We start from the raw sequence: 17,532 nt of genomic DNA, 5'->3' as shown, positions 1-17,532 counted from the left end.
TCCCGGCCGGGCGTCCGGCCGGGACGCTCTTCCCGATCATCCTCGTCCCCACGGAGACTGCCATGACCAAGGTTCTCGTTCTCTACTACTCCGCCTACGGCCACATCGAAGCGATGGCCAACGCGGTGGCCGAAGGCGCCCGCGAGGCCGGCGCCACCGTGGACGTCAAGCGCGTGCCCGAGCTGGTGCCGGCCGACGTTGCCAAGGCCTCCTACTACAAGCTCGACCAGGCTGCCCCGATCGCCAAGGTCGAGGAGCTCGCCGATTACGACGCGATCATCGTCGGCACCGGCACCCGCTTCGGCCGCATGGCCTCGCAGATGGCCAACTTCCTCGATCAGGCCGGCGGCCTGTGGGCCAAGGGCGCGCTCCACGGCAAGGTCGGCGGCGCCTTCACCTCGACCGCGACCCAGCACGGCGGCCAGGAAACCACCCTGTTCTCGATCATCACCAACCTGCTGCATTTCGGCATGACCATCGTCGGCCTCAACTACGGCTTCGCCGGCCAGATGAAGCTCGACGAGGTCACCGGCGGCTCGCCCTATGGCGCCACCACCATCACCGGCGGTGACGGCAGCCGGCAGCCGAGCGCGAACGAGCTGGCGGGTGCGCGCTATCAGGGCCGCGTCATTGCCGAGACCGCAAAGAAGCTGCATGGCTGATGCGACTGGGGCGGCACTTCCGCAAACGAAGTGCCGCCCCATTTCACAAGAGTTGGAAAGTAGGAGAGGAGTCCGCAATGCCCGCCATGCTCGAACTGGTGACGCTGGCCCGGTTGGCCCGCCATCCGCTGCAGATGATGGCGCGCCGCTGGTACTGCAAGAGCCTCTACCGCGCCAGCCGCGGCCAGCGCCGCTGCCCGGAATGCACGGCCGCTACAGCGGCTTGATCTGCACCTTCCTGAACTTCACGACGCCCGAGCCGTATTGCAGGGCGACCGGTCCCGCCGCGTGCTTGCTGTCGTCGACATCGGCGGTCTTCTCGCCGTTGAGGATCACGGTCAGCCGCGTGCCCTTGGCGGTGATCTCATAGGTATTCCACTTGCCGCCGGCCTTCGGCATCGGATCGACCTTGGACACGTCGACGATCGCGCCGGTGCCGTATTTCGGATCGGGCCGCTTGTCGAAGATGTTGACCTCGTAGCAGATGTTGGAGTCGATCTTCGCCGACTGGTCGCAGCGGATGAAGATGCCGCTGTTGGCGGCGTCATCGACCCAGAACTCGGCCTTGATCTGGAAGTCCTTGTAGCTCGCCTTGGTCACCAGATACGATGGATCCTTGCCGTCGAGCTTGTCGGCCGACAGCGCGCCGTCCTTCATCTCCCAATTGGCCTTGCCGACCTCGGTGAAGTCGGCCTTGGTCGTGGAGTCGACCAGGGTCACCCAGCCGTCATCGGCCAATGCCGCTCCCGTCATGCCTGCGCCCGCAATCAATAGTCCGGCCGCGAGGCCACTCAAGCGATACCGCATCGAAACGCCTCCCTGATTTCTGTTTCGTTCGTCGCCACGATAGCAAAGCGCCGGACAATGCAAACGGGTTTCGATGCTGCACCTGCTCTATCGTCTCCTCCAACTACACCGCCGTGGCGCGCGCAAAATCGACATAGATCTCGCGCAGCCGCGCCGCCACCGGTCCCGGCTTGCCGTCGCCGACGGGCTTGCCGTCGATCGTGACCACCGGCTGCACGAACGAACTCGCGCTGGTGGTGAAGGCTTCCTTCGCCGCGAGCGCCTCCTCCACCGTGAACAGCCGCTCCTCGACCTTGAGCTGGCGCTCCTCGGCGAGCTTCACCACGGCCTTGCGGGTGCAGCCCGGCAGGATCGCGTTCGAGTTCGGCCGCGTCACAATGACGTCGTCCTTGGTCAGGATGAAGGCCGAGGACGAGCCGCCCTCGGTGACATGACCGTCCTCGACCATCCACGCCTCGCCGGCCCCGGCCGCGGCGGCCGCCTGCTTCGCGAGCACCTGCGCAAGCAGCGCCACGCTCTTGATGTCGCGGCGCGCCCAGCGGATGTCGGGCACGGTGATGACGCCAATTCCCGTCTTCGCCGAGGGCGCATTGATGATGTCCTTGGCGGTGACGAACATCACCAAGGTCGGCTTGACGTCGCCCTTGGGAAACGGGAAGTCGCGGCCCTTGTCGGCGCCGCGCGTCACCTGCAGATAGACCATGCCCTGGTCGAGCCGGTTGCGTGCGACCAGCTCCTTCTGCAGCTCCTCGATCCGCGCCAGGCTCTCCGGCAGCGCCAGCCCGATCTCGCCGACCGAGCGCTCCAGGCGGGCAAGATGCGGGGCACTGTCGACCAGCTTGCCATCGAGCACCGCCGCCACTTCGTAGATGCCGTCGGCAAACAGGAAGCCGCGATCGAGGACCGAGACCTTGGCCTCGGACAGGGGCACGAAGGCGCCGTTGACGTAAGCGATCGGGTCCAAGGACGTGTCTCCATTCTCATCTGCGCACGCAAAGCCATCTGCGTACACCAATTGTTACTCTCGCCGTCATTCCGGGGCGATGCGCAGCATCGAACCCGGAATCTCGAGATTCCGGGTTCGCCCTGCGGGCGCCTCGGAATGACGGACGCAACTAATGCGACAGGATCTTCGACAAGAACTGCTGCGCCCGCTCGCTGCGCGGCTGGCCGAAGAAATCCTCCTTCTTGGCGTCCTCGACGATCTCACCGCGGTCCATGAAGATGACGCGGTGCGCGACCTTCCTGGCGAAGCCCATCTCGTGGGTCACGACCATCATGGTCATGCCCTCGCGGGCGAGATCGACCATGACGTCGAGCACCTCGCTGATCATCTCCGGATCGAGCGCCGAGGTCGGCTCGTCGAACAGCATCGCGATCGGGTCCATGGCGAGCGCACGTGCGATCGCCACGCGCTGCTGCTGGCCGCCGGAGAGCTGCGCCGGAAACTTCTGCGCCTGCTCCTTGAGACCGACGCGATCCAAGAGCTTCATGCCCTTCGCGGTCGCTTCCTCATGGCCACGACCCAGCACCTTCTGCTGGGCGAGGCAGAGGTTGTCGATGATCTTCAAATGCGGAAACAGCTCGAAGTGCTGGAACACCATGCCGACCCGCGAGCGCAGCTTCGGCAGGTTGGTCTTGGAATCATTGACCTTGAGGCCGTCGATCGTGATCACGCCGTCCTGGAACGGCTCCAGCGCGTTGACGCATTTGATCAGGGTCGACTTGCCGGAGCCGGAGGGGCCGCAGACCACCACCACCTCGCCCTTGGCGACCGAGGTCGTGCAGTCCTTCAGCACCTGGAAGCTCGGGCTGTACCATTTGTTGACGTGGCTGATTTCGATCATGGGAGCCGACTATCTGATGATGGAGATGCGCGACTGCAGGCGGCGGACGCCGTAGGACGCGACACAGGAGATGGTGAAGTAGACCAGGGCCGCGAACAGGTACATCTCGACCAGACGGCCGTCGCGCTGGGCGACCTTCGAGGCTGCGCCGAGGAAGTCCGGAATCGAGAGCACGTAGACCAGCGACGTGTCCTGGAACAGCACGATGGTCTGGGTCAGCAGCACCGGCAGCATGTTGCGGAACGCCTGCGGCAGCACGACGTAGCGCATGGTCTGCGCATAGGTCAGGCCGAGCGCCGAGGCCGCGGCCGGCTGGCCGCGCGAGATCGACTGGATGCCGGCGCGCATGATCTCGGAGAAATAGGCCGCCTCGAACAGGATGAAGGTGATCAGGGAGGACGCGAACGCGCCGACCTTGATCGGCCGCGACGAGCCGGTGATCCACTGCCCGATATAGGGCACCAGGAAGTAGAACCAGAAGATCACCAGAACCAGCGGCAGGGAGCGCATGAAGTCGACATAGAGCCCAGCGATAAAGCCCATCACCCGATAGCCGGACAGCCGCATCAGCGCGATCAGGGTGCCGAACACAAGACCGCCCGTCGCCGACAGCGCCGTCAAGGTCAGCGTGAAGGTCATGCCGTCGATGAAAAGATAGCTCAGCGAGCGGCGGATGACGTCGAAATCGAAATTGGCCAGCATCTCATTTGCCCGTGATGTAGCCAGGGACCGCCACCGCGCGCTCCAGGAGCCGCATGCCGATCACGACGATGACGTTGATGACGAGATACATCAAGGTGGCGGCGCTGAAGGCCTCGAACACCTGGAACGAGAATTCCTGCATGGCGCGCGCAGCGCCCGTCAGCTCGATCAGACCGATCGTGATTGCGACGGCGCTGTTCTTGACCGTGTTGAGAAATTCGGACGTCAGCGGCGGCAGGATGATGCGGAAAGCCATCGGCAGCAGCACGTAGCGGTAGGCCTGCAAGGTGGTGAGGCCGAGCGCGGTCGCCGCCAGCTTCTGGCCGCGCGGCAGCGAGCCGATGCCGGCCGCCAATTGCACGGCGACACGCGCCGACATGAACAGGCCGATGCCGACGGCCGCCGTATAGAATGGCGCATTGGGCATCTGCTTCAGCCACAGGCCGATCGTGGGCGGCAACAACTCCGGCAGCACGAAGAACCACAGGAACAGCTGCACCAAAAGCGGCATGTTGCGGAAGAACTCGACATAGGCGAAGGCGATCCAGGTCGCCAGCTTGGACGGCAAGCTGCGCAGGATGCCGACGATCGTGCCGCAGATCAGCGCGATCACCCAGGCCGACAGCGAGGTCACGATCGTGACCTTCAGCCCCGCCAGCAGCATGTCGAAATAGGTGCCGGCCCCGGTCGGGTTCGGCTCCAGGAAGATGTGCCAGTTCCAGGTGTAGTTCACGGGGACATCCTGAGAGGGAATTAGCTCGCAAGTCGCATTAAACAGTCTTTGCCAAGAACTCGCTGCGCTCCCTCCCCCCTTGCGGGGGAGGGTCGGGGTGGGGGTCCACACGGGCAGTCTTTCCTGAGACCCCTCCCCGCAAGGGGGAGGGGGGCGCATCGAATTCGGCGCGAGAGCTGCGACCTCACCTTACGGCTTGTACGAATCCGGATCCGGCGAATCCGACGGCTTGGCGAACTCGGCCTTCAGCTCCGGCGACAGCGGGGTGTTGAGGTTCAGGCCCTTCGGCGGGATCTTCTGCATGAACCATTTGTCATACAGCTTGGCGCCCTCGCCGCTGGTGTAGATCTTGGCGGTCGCCGCATCGACCACCTTCTTGAACTGCGGGTCGTCCTTGCGCAGCATGATGCCGTAGGGCTCCGGCTTCGAGAACGCGTCCTTGGAAACGACATAGGCGGCCGGATCCTTGGAACCGGCGACGAGGCTCGCCAGAAGAATGTCGTCCATCACGAAGGCGACGGCGCGATCGGTCTCCACCATCAGGAAGGCCTCGGCATGATCCTTGGCCGGGATGATGTTGATGCCGAGATTGCGCGCGGCATTGGCCTCGGTCAACTGCTTGATGTTGGTGGTGCCGGCGGTCGACACGACCGATTTCCCCTTCAGATCGTCGATCGAGTTGATCTTGCTCGCCTTCTTCGAGACGTAGCGGCTCGCCGTCAGGAAGTGGGTGTTGGTGAAGGAGATCTGCTTCTGGCGCTCGGCATTGTTGGTGGTCGAGCCGCATTCCAGATCGATGGTGCCGTTGGCGAGCAGCGGGATGCGAGTCGACGACGTCACCGGGTTGAGCTTCACATCGAGCTTGTCGAGCTTGAGCTCCTTCTTCACGGCATCGACGATGCCCATGCAGATGTCGATGGCAAAGCCGATCGGCTTCTGATTGTCGTCGAGATAGGAGAACGGGATCGAGGAGTCGCGGACGCCGAGCGTAATGGTGCCGGTCTCCTTGATGTTCTTCAGGGTCCCCGTCAGGTCCTCGGCCTGCACCTGGCCGGCGCAGAGCGCGGCGGCGACGGCAAGACCGAATAGGCGAAGCTGCTTCATAACTGATCTCCTCAATCCGGCTGATCGCCGGATGCTTGCATAAACCACAGCGAACTCAAAATGGCCCCCGCCCCCCGGACGATCTCCGGCCGGACGAGCGCGGGCACCATAGACCGCCCCGCGGCGGGACGTCCTCGGACGATCGCGACAAATTGCCTGTCCCGCGTCCCCTTCGACAAGACGTTCGGGCTGAAACGGCAGCGCCGAACGTCGGGATGGTAAACTGCGAGGGGCTCGCGAGCCCCTCGACCAGACGAAAGTCTCACTCGGGTGGTTCCCGCACGCGGCAATGCAACCGCACAGCACACGGGCCTCGTGGTTCGAGACGCGCCGCGCGCAGCAAGCCCGCCTTCCATCTTCCTGATCGGCGCGGCGTTCCTCACCATGCACGTCACCACGGAGTTCGCCAAGGCACCAGTCCTCGCCCTGAGGAGCCCGCCGAAGGCGACCGTCTCGAAGGGCGGCCGCAGGCGCTGAACACGACCGGCGCGTCGCTCCCCCCGCCTCAGACAGCGAGAGGTGAGCACCGATAACGCCAAGAGATGTGTGCTCATGCCCCCTTTCTCGCCTCACAACGGCTTCTGCAACTCGCCGAGATCCCAGAACAGCCCGGCCATCAGGCCGAGCGCCTCCTCCGTGACATCCAGCAGAATGTGCTCATCCGGCGCGTGCTGCGAGCAGCCCGGATAGGAATGCGGCACCCACATGGTCGGCATCTTCAGCACGTCGGCAAACACGTCATTGGGCAGCGAGCCGCCGAAGTTCGGCAGCACGGCGGGCGCTTTGCCGGTGCTCATCTTGATGGAATCCGCGGCCCATTTGATCCAGGGGCTGTCGATGTCGGCGCGCGAGGCCATGAAGCTCTGCGCCATGCTGACTTCGATCATCGGGAAGCCATGCGCGGCGAGATGGTTCTTCACGTCGGCCACGATGCTGTCGACCTTGGTGCCGACGACGAAACGCAGCTGCAGCACGGCGCGGGCGCGGCCGGGGATCGCATTCGCCGGCTTGTCGATATTGCCGGAGGAGATCGCGAGCACCTCGAGCGTATTCCAGGCATAGAGCCGCTCCGCGGGCGTCAGCCCCTCCTCGCCCCAATTGTCCGACAGCGCCGGCTCGTCGGCGGTCGGCTCCACCTTCACGTCGGCGAGGATGGCGCGGATCGCATTGGTGAGACGCGGCGGCTTCAGCGACTCCAGCTTGATGCGGCCATGGCCGTCGACCAGCGTGGCGATCGCGTTCGCCAGAATGGTCGCCGGATTGGCGAGCACGCCGCCCCAATTGCCGGAGTGATTGCCGCCCTCGCGCAGGTTGACGTCGAGATGCAACCGGATGCCGCCGCGGCAGCCGAGAAAGATGGTGGGGCGCGCGGTCGACAGCCGCGGGCCGTCCGAGCCGATGAAGACGTCGGCCTTCAAGGCGTCGCGATGCAGATCGGCCACCTTGGCGAGATCGGGCGAGCCGATCTCCTCGCCCATCTCGATGATGAACTTGGCATTGAAGCCGAGCTTGCCGCCACGCGCCTCGCGCACCGCGCGCAGCGCCGCCATGTTGACGCTGTGCTGGCCCTTGTTGTCGGCGGTGCCGCGGCCATAGAGACGATTGCCCGCCGGCGTCACCGCCCAGGGATCGCGGCCGTCGCGCCATTCACCAGCCATGCCGTCGACGGTGTCGCCGTGGCCATAGCTGAGCACCGTCGGGGCGCTGTCGCTCTCGTGGTAGGTCGCGATCAGAAACGGCGACTTGCCGCTCGGCGAGGGCACGATCTCGGAGGAAAAGCCGAGGGCGGCAAAGGACGGCGTCAGCTCTTTGGTCAGATACGCCGCGAGCTCGTCCTTGCGCTCGGGATTGAGGCTCTCGGTGCGATAGGCGACCCGGCGGCCGAGCTCGGCCAAGAAGTCACCGCTCGTCAGGCTCTGACGGGCACGGGCAATTGCATCAATCCTGGTCATGGCGCTTTTCCAGTCACAACGAAGGCGGCGTCATATCGGGATCGCGCGGCGAGCGGAAGGGGCTGGGTTTGAATTCAATGCTGATATCAAGCAAGTCTCGGATTTCGGAACCGCGTAGCCTGCCATCAAACTCGGTGGTTGGATCGTGCTGCGGCTTGCTCGGTACTCCTCGCCCGCCCGTGTAACGCCAGCCCCGTCCTCGTCCCGGACGAAAGTGGTCAACTGACAATCCAGAGGCGCAGTCTCTCAATTCACCGCGTGGCTGACCATCACCTCGATCAGCCTGGCGCCGGGCCTGCGGAACGAGTCCGACAAGGTCGGCTTCAGCTCGCGCGGATCACTGACGCGCATCGCCTCGCAGCCGAGCGACTGTGCCAGCCCTGCAAAATCCACCGGCGGGTCGGCAAAATCCATGCCGATGTAGTTGTCGTCGCCGTGGAACGACAGCAGCCGCTGCTTGATGATGCGATAGCCGCCATTGTTGACGATGACCACCGACAGCGGCAGCTTGTGATGCGCTGCGGTCCACAGCGCCTGGATCGAATACATCGCGCTGCCGTCGCCGGAAAAACACACGACCGGACGATCGGGATTGGCGAGACTGACACCGACCGAGGCCGGCAGGCCCCAGCCGATGCCGCCGGAGGCGAGGCCGTGATAATTGTAGCGGTCGCGATAGGGCCACAGCGCCGTCATGTAGCGCGCCGAGGTCAGGCCCTCGTCGACCAGGATGCCGTGCTCCGGCATCGCCTCGGCGACCTGCAGCGCCAGATAGTCCGGGTCGATCGGCGTCCGCTCGCGGGCCGCCTCGATCTGCGCCGCCAGCGTCCGGCGCCGTGCGCTCCAGTTCTTCGAGGACAATTCGGCCACGCGCTCCTGAGCACGCGCCTGCAGGGCCGCGCCACCGAGCTCGCGCAAGAGCGGCGTGAGCTGAAGCAGCGTCTCGCGAACGTCGGACTTGAGCGCGATCTCGGCACCGAAATTCTTTCCCAGCTCCCAATCGACGAGGCCGATCTGCACGATCGGCAAGCCCTCGGGCAGCGGCTCGATGTCGCTATGCACGGACATCCGCAGGGGATCGGCGCCGAGCACGATGAGAAGATCGTGTGGTGCGAGCAGGTCGCGGACCTGCTTCTGCACACGCGACAATGAGCCGATGTAGCAGGGATGCTCGGACAGGAAATGCGCGCCATAGGGCGCGGACTGCTGATGCACGGGAGCGCCGATCGCCGACGCGAACTCGGCCGCCTGCCGCAGCGCATCGCTCTTGACGATCTCGTCGCCGGTGATGATCACCGGCCGTTGCGCCTTGAGAATGCGCTGCGCCAGCGCCTGCAACGCACCAGAGGCCGGCAGCACGCGCGCATCGATCCGGGTGGAACGGCCGAGCTCGATGCCGGCTTCATCATTGAGGATATCGCCGGGCAGCGAGATGAAGACGGGACCGGTCGGCGGCGTGGTCGCCACCTTGGCGGCGCGCCTGATGATGCGCGGCAGGTCCTCCAACCTCGTCACCTCGACGGCCCATTTCACCAGCGGCTCGGCCATCCGCACCAGCGGGCCGTAGAGCAGCGGCTCCATCAGGCCGTGGCCCTGCTCCTGCTGGCCCGCGGTGAGGATCATCGGCGTGCCCGTGAACTGCGCGTTGTAGAGCGAGCCCATCGCGTTGCCGAGACCCGGCGCGACGTGAACGTTGCAGGCGACGAGGCGTCCCGAGGCGCGGCTGAAGCCGTCGGCGATCGCCACCACCAGGCTCTCCTGCATCGCCATCACATAGGTGAGATCGGGATGGTCCTTCAGCGCGTGCATGATCGGCAATTCGGTGGTGCCGGGATTGCCGAACAGATGCGTGATGCCCTCATCCTTGAGCAGCGCCAGGAAGGCCGAGCGTCCGGTGGTGCGGTTCTTCATGGTGGCGTTTTCCTCTGGGTCGTGGCCTTGTTCGTTCTCGGCAAGCTCTCACTCCGTCATTGCGAGCGAAGCAAAGCAATCCAGCGTCTGTCATAGAGGCAGTCTGGATTGCTTCGGAGCTGACGCTCCTCGCAATGACGGCGGAGGGGCCGTTGGTCCGGCTTCTCATCGATGGCTCCGGCTAAGATCATGTCACGACCTTGCCAATCAGTACGGCTCCTTGAGTGCGCTCATTGTGACGATGCCAAGCTGCCCGCGGATCAGAACATCCCTTCGCGCGAGCCGCGCTTCTTGCGCTGCGCGCGCTGCCAGACCACGCCGGGAAAACCCCTCAGCGGCACCAGGGGCGCGCCGGTGTAGGCCCAATCCGGCGCCTCCTCGATGGCAACGTGATAGAGCGGCTCGCGACCGGTTCGTGCTGCAAATAGCGCGCGCGGGATGTTCACCATGTGCGGCGAGCGGGCGCGCTCGTAGAACACAGGCGAGCCGCAGCTGCTGCAGAAGCTGCGCGTGGCTTTCGCGGCGTCGTCCTCGTAGCGGGTGATCGCATCCGCACCCGAGGTGATGCGAAGGCGCTTGCGCCAGCTTCCGACATAGGTGGCGTAGGCCGCGCCATGGGCGCGGCGGCTGGGCGATGAATGATCATGCCAGGCCCAGCGCGCCGGGACGTCGATCTCGAAGGCGACGCGGCCGCACAGGCATTGGCCGGAGGCGATGCCGGCGGGAGCGGATCTGGGCATGACAAGCATCCATCCACGGCGTCATTCCGGGGCAAGGCCACCGGCCTTGAACCCGGAATGACAATGAAAACGCGACTGCTCGGCTCTCGTGACGCAGTCGAGCTAAGCGGGCGCCATCTCGTCATAGGCCGGATAGTCGGTATAGCCCCTGGCGTCGCCGCCATAAAAGGTGGGACGGTGATACGGCGTCAGCGGCCAGCCGTGCCGCAGCCGGCGCGGCAGGTCCGGGTTGGAGATGAAGTAGCGGCCGATGGCGATGGCGTCGGCGTGGCCGGCCTGGATCGCGGCTTCCGCCGGCTCGCCGGTGAAGCCGCCGGCGCCGATCAGCACGCCCTTCCATAGCGGCCGGAACAGAGCGATGGCCGACGGCACGTTCTGCCAGTTGACGTCGGCGCGGCCGGCGCCGGAGGAGCGCGGCTCGATCAGATGCAGATAGGCGATGCCGAGCTTGTTAAGCGCCTCGATCGCGTAGGTATAGAGCGGCATCGGCTCGGCCTCGCCGGAGCCATTGGCGATGCCATAGGGCGACAGCCGCACGCCGACCTTGTCGGCGCCGCAGGCGTCGATCACCGCCTGCGTGACCTCGAGCAGGAAGCGGCAGCGGTTCTCGATTGCGCCGCCATACCGGTCGGTGCGCTGGTTGCTGCGGGTCTGCAGGAACTGCTCGATGAGATAGCCGTTCGCGCCATGCACCTCGACGCCGTCGAAGCCCGCCGCGATCGCGTTGCGCGCAGCCTGGCCATAGGCCGCGACGAGCGCGGGGATCTCGTCCGTCTCCAGCGCGCGCGGCGTCTCGTAGGCCGCCGGCTTGCCGTCCGCCGTCATCGCCTTGAGATCGTCGCCGATCGCGATCGCCGACGGCGCCACCGGCAGCGCGCCGCCCGGCTGGAACGAAGAATGCGAGACGCGGCCGACATGCCAGAGCTGCAGGAAGATGACTCCGCCCTTGGCATGCACCGCGTCGACGACCTGCTTCCAACCCGCGATCTGCGCCGCGCTGTAGATGCCCGGCACGTTCGGGCTGCCGGTGCCGGTCGGCAGCACCGGCGAGGCCTCGGCGATGATCAGGCCGCCCGGCGTCGCGCGCTGCGCATAATACTCGACGTTGAGCGGCCGCGGCGCGAGGGTCTCCCTTGCGGCGCGCATGCGGGTCAACGGCGCCATCACGACGCGATGCTTGAGGCGATACGGACCGATCGTGAGCGGTGAAAACAGCGCAGGCAGCATTTCGTCCCCAGATGTCATTGTGATTGTCGACTGCGGTCATCTTGTTCGCAAAAGATGATGGTGGCAATGTCCGCCCCACGTCAGTACGAGCAGACCCTCCATGCCGAAAGCGAACGCCCTCCCCTCCCTCAGCCTGCGCATCGATCTCGATGACGGCAGCCGGATCGGGCCGGGCAAGATCGCGCTGCTGGAGAACATCGCGCGGCACGGCTCGATCTCTGCGGCCGGGCGCGCGATGGACATGTCCTACAAGCGGGCCTGGGACCTCGTTGACGAGATCAACCGGGTATGCCGGCAGCCCGCGGTCGCGCGGCAGACCGGCGGCCGCAATGGCGGTGGCGCGGTGCTGACGACGTTCGGCGCGCAGTTGGTCGAACGTTACCGGCGCATCGAGCGTGACGCAGCTGACGCCGTGAAGAAGGATCTCGCCGCGCTGCGCAGCGACATCGAGAAGCCAAGGAAGACCCGCGGGGCCAGGGCCGCGTCGTAAGCCGGTTCCAGCCGACGCGATGCATCCGCGACTGGACTGATGCGCCTCGCGTTGCAGCCGCAAAAAACCGTCTTGCCGTCAGCCGGATGATCTTGCGGCCGCGCCAAGACGTCATACACCAGCATCTCGTCGCCATGCCGGAGAACCTGCCGTGTCTCACCCTGCCTTGTCCGCCGACCACACCGCCGTCGTCACCGGAGGCGCCTCCGGCATCGGGCTCGCCGCCGCCATGCGCTTCGCAGAGCGCGGCATGAACGTCTGCATCGCCGATGTCGACGAGGCCCGGCTGCGCGACGCCGCCGCCAGGCTCGCGGCTGCGGCCAAGCGTGGCGAGGCTGCGGTCATGACCGCCACGGTCGATGTGAGCAACCGGGACAGCGTGGTCGCGCTCGAAACGGCGGTGCGGCAGCGCTTCGGCGCGATCGACGTGCTGATGAACAATGCCGGCATCCAGCCGGGCAGCAAGATGCTTGCCGACGACAATTGGCAGCGCATCCTCGACGTCAATCTGTGGGGCATCATCCACGGCTCGCAGGTGTTCGCAGCCAACATGATCGCGCAGAGCAAGCCGGCGCTGATCATCAATACCGGCTCCAAGCAGGGCATCACCACGCCGCCCGGCGATCCCGCCTATAACGTCTCGAAGGCCGGCGTGAAGGCGTTCACCGAGGCGCTGCAGCACGAGCTGCGCAACACGCCCGGCTGCCAGGTGACGGCGCATCTGTTCATTCCGGGCTTCGTGTTCACACCGCTGACGGCGAATGGCCGCGTCGAGAAGCCGGCCGCCGCCTGGACGCCGGAGCAGACGGTCGACTTCATGCTGGAGCGCGTCGCGGCCGGCGACTTCTACGTGCTGTGCCCTGACAACGACGTGCCGCGGGCGCTCGACGAGCGGCGTATCCTGTGGGCGGCCTCCGACATCGTCGAGAACCGGCCGCCGCTGTCGCGTTGGCATGCCGACTACACCGACGCATTCGCGGCGTTCGCAAAGATATCGCCATGATCCGGCCACATCGGAGCGGCGGCGCGTAGCTGCTCCCGGTCTCATCACAAGTTCCCAGACGCGTCGGATCGTCGCAAGGCGGTCCGCGTGCGTTCGGGACGTCTACCCATCGACCGAATCGCTACGGTCGAACGCTCTTGCAACTCACTGATTTGCCGCGGGCGCGACGTCGCCGCTGGTCGCCGGCTCTTGAAGCGCCCCTCGACCGTCAAGCGGTGAGATGTCGCAGCTCTGCGGGAGCGCCACCCGTACGCCGCACGACAATCTGACGCAGACGCATTCCACAATCCCTGCGCGAAGCAGCCACGAAGCAGGCAGCAGATAGCCCTCATCATCCGCACCCGCGTCAGCCGCGCCCCGTTGCTTCGGCTCATCCGCAGTGGTGCGCAGCTTTGGGGAGTACGTCGGACATGTCGCGCCATCACCGTCACCATCACGACAGTCACCACGGTCACCATCATCACAACGACCACCACCACCATCATCATCACAATCATCACTGCCAGCCGGCGCCTGCGCCAATGCCTCCGACGCCGCCCACGCCGCCGGCGCCCGCGCTCGGCTTCGCCGATCTCGGCGTCGTCTTCAACGACGCGACGCGCTTTCTCGAAGGCGGACTGTGGCGCAACGTGGTCGAGGAAGGCGGCCAGGGGCTTGGCAGCGTCTACAACTACACTGGCGATCTCACCGTAATTCAGGATGGCCTGAAGGCGATGGTTGCCGCCGGCCAGTTCACCGGGCAGACGCTCACCAACATCAACAAGATCCTCGCCGACATCACGGTCGCGCAGGATGCCGCGATGGCTTCGGTGACCGGCGGCGGCGCGTTCGGCAGCATCGCCGCCGCGGAGACCGCGCTGCGCAACGCGCATCTTGACATCCTCAACGTCGTCAACAACGATCCGAACCTTGCGGGCAAGGCGACCAATGCCGACGGCGCCACCGGCTTCCTGCAGGCGCCGGCGCTGCTGCCCGAAGGCGTGACGGCCGCAACCGCCGCCAAGGGCACGCTGGCCGAGCTCGGCCTGATCTTCAACGATGCCGCCAACCGGCTGATCGGCGGCGTGAACGAAAGCAATGTCGATGTCATCCAGGACGATGTCGACGCGCTGATCGCCGGCCTCAATGCGCTGGTCGCCGCCAATCCGCTGCAGTTCGGCGGCCTGACCGGCGTGCACGCGCTCGCCATCATCGACCAGCTCGCGCTCGTCAACACCCACATCAACGGTGCGGCCGGCAATGTCGACATCGGCCGCGCGCTGAACGACGACTTCCTTGACATCATCGACATCGTCGCCGGCGACACCAATCTCGCCAACATGGCGCAGCAGAACGGCCTGAACGGCTGGAGCGGCTTCGGCGACTTCCTTAACCCGACGCCGGCCTATCAGGACAACCAGGCACAGACCGATTTCTGGGCCATGTTCATCGCCCAGTCCAACGCGCTCGGCAAGGCGGCGATATCAGCCGTCAATTCCGGCGACGCCGCCGCGATGGCCAAGGTCACCGCCGACCTGATGACCTTCAAGAAGGACGTCACCGATTTCGACGCGGCGCAGGGCGGCATCTTCCAGGCCCGCTTCGACAACGAGCTGCTCGGGGACCAGAGCACGCTGGGCGCCGAGATCGCCAAGATTCTCGAAGGCTTCCAGGCCGGCAACAAGGCGCTGGTCGCCGCGGCCGCCGACCAGATGCACCAGAACGCAGCCGATGTCGGCGGCAACAACATCCCGGTCAATGGCGGCGCCTACAATGTCGACGGCACCACGATCGGCCAGGTGCTGGCGACCACCGGCGGCGGCAACAGTGCCGACGCCGCCGCGCTGCTGGCCGCGATCACCAGCGCGCCCGCCTCGAACGTGATCATGCTTCCCAGCGCCGCGCCGGCACACGGCAGCGCCGCGCCGGCAACCCTGGTCATGGACGGTCCGATGATGGAGGGGCCGATGATGGAGATGTCACAGCATCAGCATCATCACATGTGGGCGTGATCACCTGTCGCTCGGGCGCCTGCACCAGCAGGCGCCCGACGAGCGCGAGCGCGGTTTCCGTGGCCGGATCGGCCGAGATCACGGAGACCGCGAGCACGATGAGATCGACCGGCCGGTGCGACAGCACGATGACATGCGTCGCATGCCGCGCATCCATCAGCGCCACCACGCGCTCGACAACGGGGTCGGTGACCGCCCGCCGCCACGGCGCATCGGCCCGGCGCAGCACACGGCTTGACGCGAGAAAGTCGCGCAGCAGCGGCGGATCATAGGCGGTCAGCTCATCCTCGCGACAGCGGCGTGCGCTTTCGAAGACCGGCTGGCGCGTGAGCTCGGCGATCAGTTCGTCGCGCGTCGCCGCGATCGAGGCCCCGATCGAGTCGAGCACGCCCGGCTCGCGGGCTTGCAGCATCGCGCGCAAGGCATCGCCGATCAGCCCGATCGTGAGCACGCCGGCCACCGCGACCGCGCAGAAACGCATCAATTGCGCCGTATCGACGTCCGGCGACAGCGCTGCCGCGGCAGCGCCGAGCAGGGCGGCGCCGAGGATCCGCAACAATGTCAGCAGCCCGCCCTGACGCTGCGTCTCCGCGCTGGCGCCGGCGATCAGGATCGCGGTCACCGCCAGCAGCGCGCCCAATGCGCCGAGCCGCACCGGCATGCTCGGCGCCAGCACGCGGAAATCGGTGATGATGAAGGGAATGACCATGACGGCGCCGAACGCGACGCGATCGATGACGCGGTTCTCCCAGGTCAGCAGGCTCGCGCGGTCGCGGCGAAGCAGCAGCCAAGCGCAGGTCGCAAAGCCTGCGAGCTGAAAGGCCGACAGCACGATGGTGTGATGGCTTTCGAACTCGACCGGACCGAGCGCGCCGGCGAGCGCGAGCACCACGCCGCCGGCCAGCGCGATCGCCTTGAGCGCGCGATGCGCGTGCCGGCGCAACAGACCTTCCGTCACCACCAGCGCGCCGAGTGGGATCAGCGCCGCCGGAATCAGCGAGACGCGGTCGAGAAAAGCATTGTCCGTCCACCAGGCGACGCCGCGCAGCAGGAACAGCGAGGCGACGGTCCCGAGCAGAACGACGAGCCGCGCCGTCAGCGGTCCCCTCGGGTCGCGCCGGTGCAGCATGGCGGCGGCCACCGCGAGGCCGATCGCGCCGCAGAGGTTGACGACGGAGTCGGCAACGATGCCGGCCGTCATGGCGCGGGCTCGCCGGACTGCAGGCGCGGACGGAGCGTGCCGAACGTCCTGGTGTCGTCGAGCCAATGCACCAGCGGCAGGATCATCCGCTGCAGCGCCAGCACGGCCGAGGTCGCCAGCAGCGCCGGCAGCGAGCCGGAGGGGATCTCGCGCAGCAGATAGCGCCGGGCGGCGGCGAGATCGATTCGGCCGAGCTGCAGCAGATCGTCGCCCCTGGTGTAGTCCAGCTCGCGCGCGCAGAAGCCGTTGTAGATGGCGTCGCGATGCTTGGGCGCATCGTCATACGTCTTCTTCAGCGCATCGGAGCCGCCGGTATAGGCGTTGGTGATGATGAAGCGCGCCTCGTCGAACCCGGCCTCGCCGCCGACGCCGAACACCGCGCGATGCGCCCGCATGATGCCGCGCGCGAGCTGAAGATGCGCAAAGCTCTGTCGGGCCTGCGGCAGCGGCGACGGATAGACGTCGGAGAAGGTCTCGCAGACCATGCCGGCCACCGCCGGCACCTGCGTGACGTTGGAGATCCATTTCGGCCGCAGGCCGTCGCGGATGAACAGCAGCAGCGTCGTGAGGCCGTAAAGCACGCCGGACAGGCCTTTGCCGCGCGCTTCCGGGTCGACCATCACCAATCCGAGATGGATCACCTGCTGGGTGTCGCCGTCGCGCTCGACCTGCATCACCGCGAGCGCATTGAAGGCGATCGGCCGGCCGCCCGCCTCCTCCGACACCACCGTGATGATGGCGCGCGCGAGCGGGTCGCGCTCGCCTGAGAAGATGCCATAGGTGAGCTCGCCGGCGGGCAGCGTCTTGCCGGCGACGGTGCGGAGATCGGCCACGAGCGCCGCCAGCGCCGCGTCGTCCAGGGTCGTGCCCGGGCTCTCGACGATGCGCGTGCGAAACTCCGCATGGGTGCGCAGCGACAGGTCCATCGCCTCCTGCCCCAGCGCCGTCAGCCAGAAGCCGACATTGTCGTGGATACGCCTGGCCGTTGCGACGACGTTCATTGTCCTCATCCACCTGCCCGATCAGAAACGTCTCGCCGAAGCTGTGCCTAAAGTTCACGACATATGCTCCGCGCCGTTAATTCATGATCATGACGCAGGACGGAGCGTCAGTGACGGTAAACGCAGGTTGAACGACCGCAAGCGGTGGACGCCATCGCATC

18 protein-coding genes are annotated in these 17,532 nt (G+C 66.1%); 6 read left to right on the top strand and 12 right to left on the bottom strand.

Going from position 1 to position 17,532, the window contains the following annotated elements; all coding sequences use genetic code 11:
- Positions 1-62: 62 nt before the first annotated feature.
- A complete protein-coding gene (wrbA, locus tag QW881_RS00545; protein ID WP_315754618.1) occupies positions 63-662 on the top strand; it encodes an NAD(P)H:quinone oxidoreductase in 600 nt (199 codons plus the stop codon).
- A 77-nt stretch (positions 663-739) separates the two neighbouring features.
- Positions 740-889, top strand: a complete 150-nt coding sequence (locus QW881_RS00540) for a hypothetical protein (RefSeq protein ID WP_315736529.1) — start codon at positions 740-742, stop codon at positions 887-889.
- Here the strand turns inward: QW881_RS00540 and QW881_RS00535 are convergent.
- The 6 genes from QW881_RS00535 to QW881_RS00510 all read right to left on the bottom strand — a co-directional run bounded on the left by QW881_RS00535 (position 876) and on the right by QW881_RS00510 (position 5,855).
- A complete protein-coding gene (locus tag QW881_RS00535; RefSeq protein ID WP_316158102.1) occupies positions 876-1,469 on the bottom strand; it encodes a DUF1080 domain-containing protein in 594 nt (197 codons plus the stop codon). The genes QW881_RS00540 and QW881_RS00535 overlap by 14 nt on opposite strands.
- A gap of 103 nt (positions 1,470-1,572) precedes the next feature.
- The gene (locus QW881_RS00530) at positions 1,573-2,433 is read right to left on the bottom strand and encodes a D-amino-acid transaminase (protein ID WP_316158103.1); all 861 of its coding nucleotides are present in this window, start codon (positions 2,431-2,433) and stop codon (positions 1,573-1,575) included.
- Between the two features lie 151 nt (positions 2,434-2,584).
- A complete protein-coding gene (locus tag QW881_RS00525; RefSeq protein ID WP_315736526.1) occupies positions 2,585-3,316 on the bottom strand; it encodes an amino acid ABC transporter ATP-binding protein in 732 nt (243 codons plus the stop codon).
- A gap of 9 nt (positions 3,317-3,325) precedes the next feature.
- Entirely contained in the window at positions 3,326-4,018 is a 693-nt protein-coding gene (locus tag QW881_RS00520; protein ID WP_315736525.1) for an amino acid ABC transporter permease, read from the bottom strand.
- 1 nt (position 4,019) lies between these two features.
- Positions 4,020-4,751: an amino acid ABC transporter permease gene (locus QW881_RS00515; protein WP_315736524.1), complete on the bottom strand. Its 732-nt coding sequence runs from the start codon at positions 4,749-4,751 to the stop codon at positions 4,020-4,022.
- Between the two features lie 189 nt (positions 4,752-4,940).
- Positions 4,941-5,855, bottom strand: a complete 915-nt coding sequence (locus QW881_RS00510) for an amino acid ABC transporter substrate-binding protein (protein ID WP_315796014.1) — start codon at positions 5,853-5,855, stop codon at positions 4,941-4,943.
- A gap of 315 nt (positions 5,856-6,170) precedes the next feature.
- Between QW881_RS00510 and QW881_RS00505 the strand changes: the two genes are divergently transcribed.
- Positions 6,171-6,332 (top strand): hypothetical protein, encoded by a 162-nt coding sequence (locus tag QW881_RS00505; protein WP_315754608.1) that lies wholly within the window; start codon positions 6,171-6,173, stop codon positions 6,330-6,332.
- Positions 6,333-6,424: 92 nt separating this feature from the next.
- Here the strand turns inward: QW881_RS00505 and QW881_RS00500 are convergent, their stop codons facing one another.
- The 4 genes from QW881_RS00500 to QW881_RS00485 form a co-directional block, all read right to left on the bottom strand.
- The gene (locus QW881_RS00500) at positions 6,425-7,807 is read right to left on the bottom strand and encodes a M20 family metallopeptidase (RefSeq protein WP_316158104.1); all 1,383 of its coding nucleotides are present in this window, start codon (positions 7,805-7,807) and stop codon (positions 6,425-6,427) included.
- Positions 7,808-8,053: 246 nt separating this feature from the next.
- The gene (locus QW881_RS00495; RefSeq protein ID WP_316158105.1) at positions 8,054-9,718 is read right to left on the bottom strand and encodes a thiamine pyrophosphate-binding protein; all 1,665 of its coding nucleotides are present in this window, start codon (positions 9,716-9,718) and stop codon (positions 8,054-8,056) included.
- Positions 9,719-9,978: 260 nt separating this feature from the next.
- Positions 9,979-10,458 (bottom strand): GFA family protein, encoded by a 480-nt coding sequence (locus QW881_RS00490; RefSeq protein WP_315754602.1) that lies wholly within the window; start codon positions 10,456-10,458, stop codon positions 9,979-9,981.
- 102 nt (positions 10,459-10,560) lie between these two features.
- Positions 10,561-11,685, bottom strand: a complete 1,125-nt coding sequence (locus QW881_RS00485; protein ID WP_315755146.1) for an alkene reductase — start codon at positions 11,683-11,685, stop codon at positions 10,561-10,563.
- Between the two features lie 100 nt (positions 11,686-11,785).
- Between QW881_RS00485 and QW881_RS00480 the strand changes: the two genes are divergently transcribed.
- The 3 genes from QW881_RS00480 to QW881_RS00470 all read left to right on the top strand — a co-directional run bounded on the left by QW881_RS00480 (position 11,786) and on the right by QW881_RS00470 (position 15,169).
- Positions 11,786-12,175 carry a winged helix-turn-helix domain-containing protein gene (locus QW881_RS00480; RefSeq protein WP_315754599.1) on the top strand — a complete coding sequence of 130 codons (390 nt, stop codon included), beginning with the start codon at positions 11,786-11,788 and terminating at the stop codon, positions 12,173-12,175.
- Positions 12,176-12,326: 151 nt separating this feature from the next.
- Positions 12,327-13,178, top strand: coding sequence for an SDR family NAD(P)-dependent oxidoreductase (locus QW881_RS00475; RefSeq protein WP_315754597.1), 852 nt, complete (start codon positions 12,327-12,329; stop codon positions 13,176-13,178).
- A 410-nt stretch (positions 13,179-13,588) separates the two neighbouring features.
- The gene (locus QW881_RS00470; protein WP_315754595.1) at positions 13,589-15,169 is read left to right on the top strand and encodes a hypothetical protein; all 1,581 of its coding nucleotides are present in this window, start codon (positions 13,589-13,591) and stop codon (positions 15,167-15,169) included.
- On the opposite strand, the gene QW881_RS00465 is transcribed toward QW881_RS00470, so the two are convergent.
- A complete protein-coding gene (locus QW881_RS00465; RefSeq protein ID WP_316158106.1) occupies positions 15,096-16,370 on the bottom strand; it encodes a hypothetical protein in 1,275 nt (424 codons plus the stop codon). The genes QW881_RS00470 and QW881_RS00465 overlap by 74 nt on opposite strands.
- Positions 16,367-17,371, bottom strand: coding sequence for a hypothetical protein (locus QW881_RS00460; protein WP_316158107.1), 1,005 nt, complete (start codon positions 17,369-17,371; stop codon positions 16,367-16,369). Before QW881_RS00460 ends, QW881_RS00465 begins: the two co-directional genes overlap by 4 nt.
- Between the last annotated feature and the right edge of the window lie 161 nt (positions 17,372-17,532).

The sequence above is a fragment of the Bradyrhizobium sp. SZCCHNS3016 genome (genome assembly GCF_032484535.1).
Taxonomy (GTDB): domain Bacteria; phylum Pseudomonadota; class Alphaproteobacteria; order Rhizobiales; family Xanthobacteraceae; genus Bradyrhizobium.
This window is presented reverse-complemented; position numbering and strand designations above follow the sequence as displayed.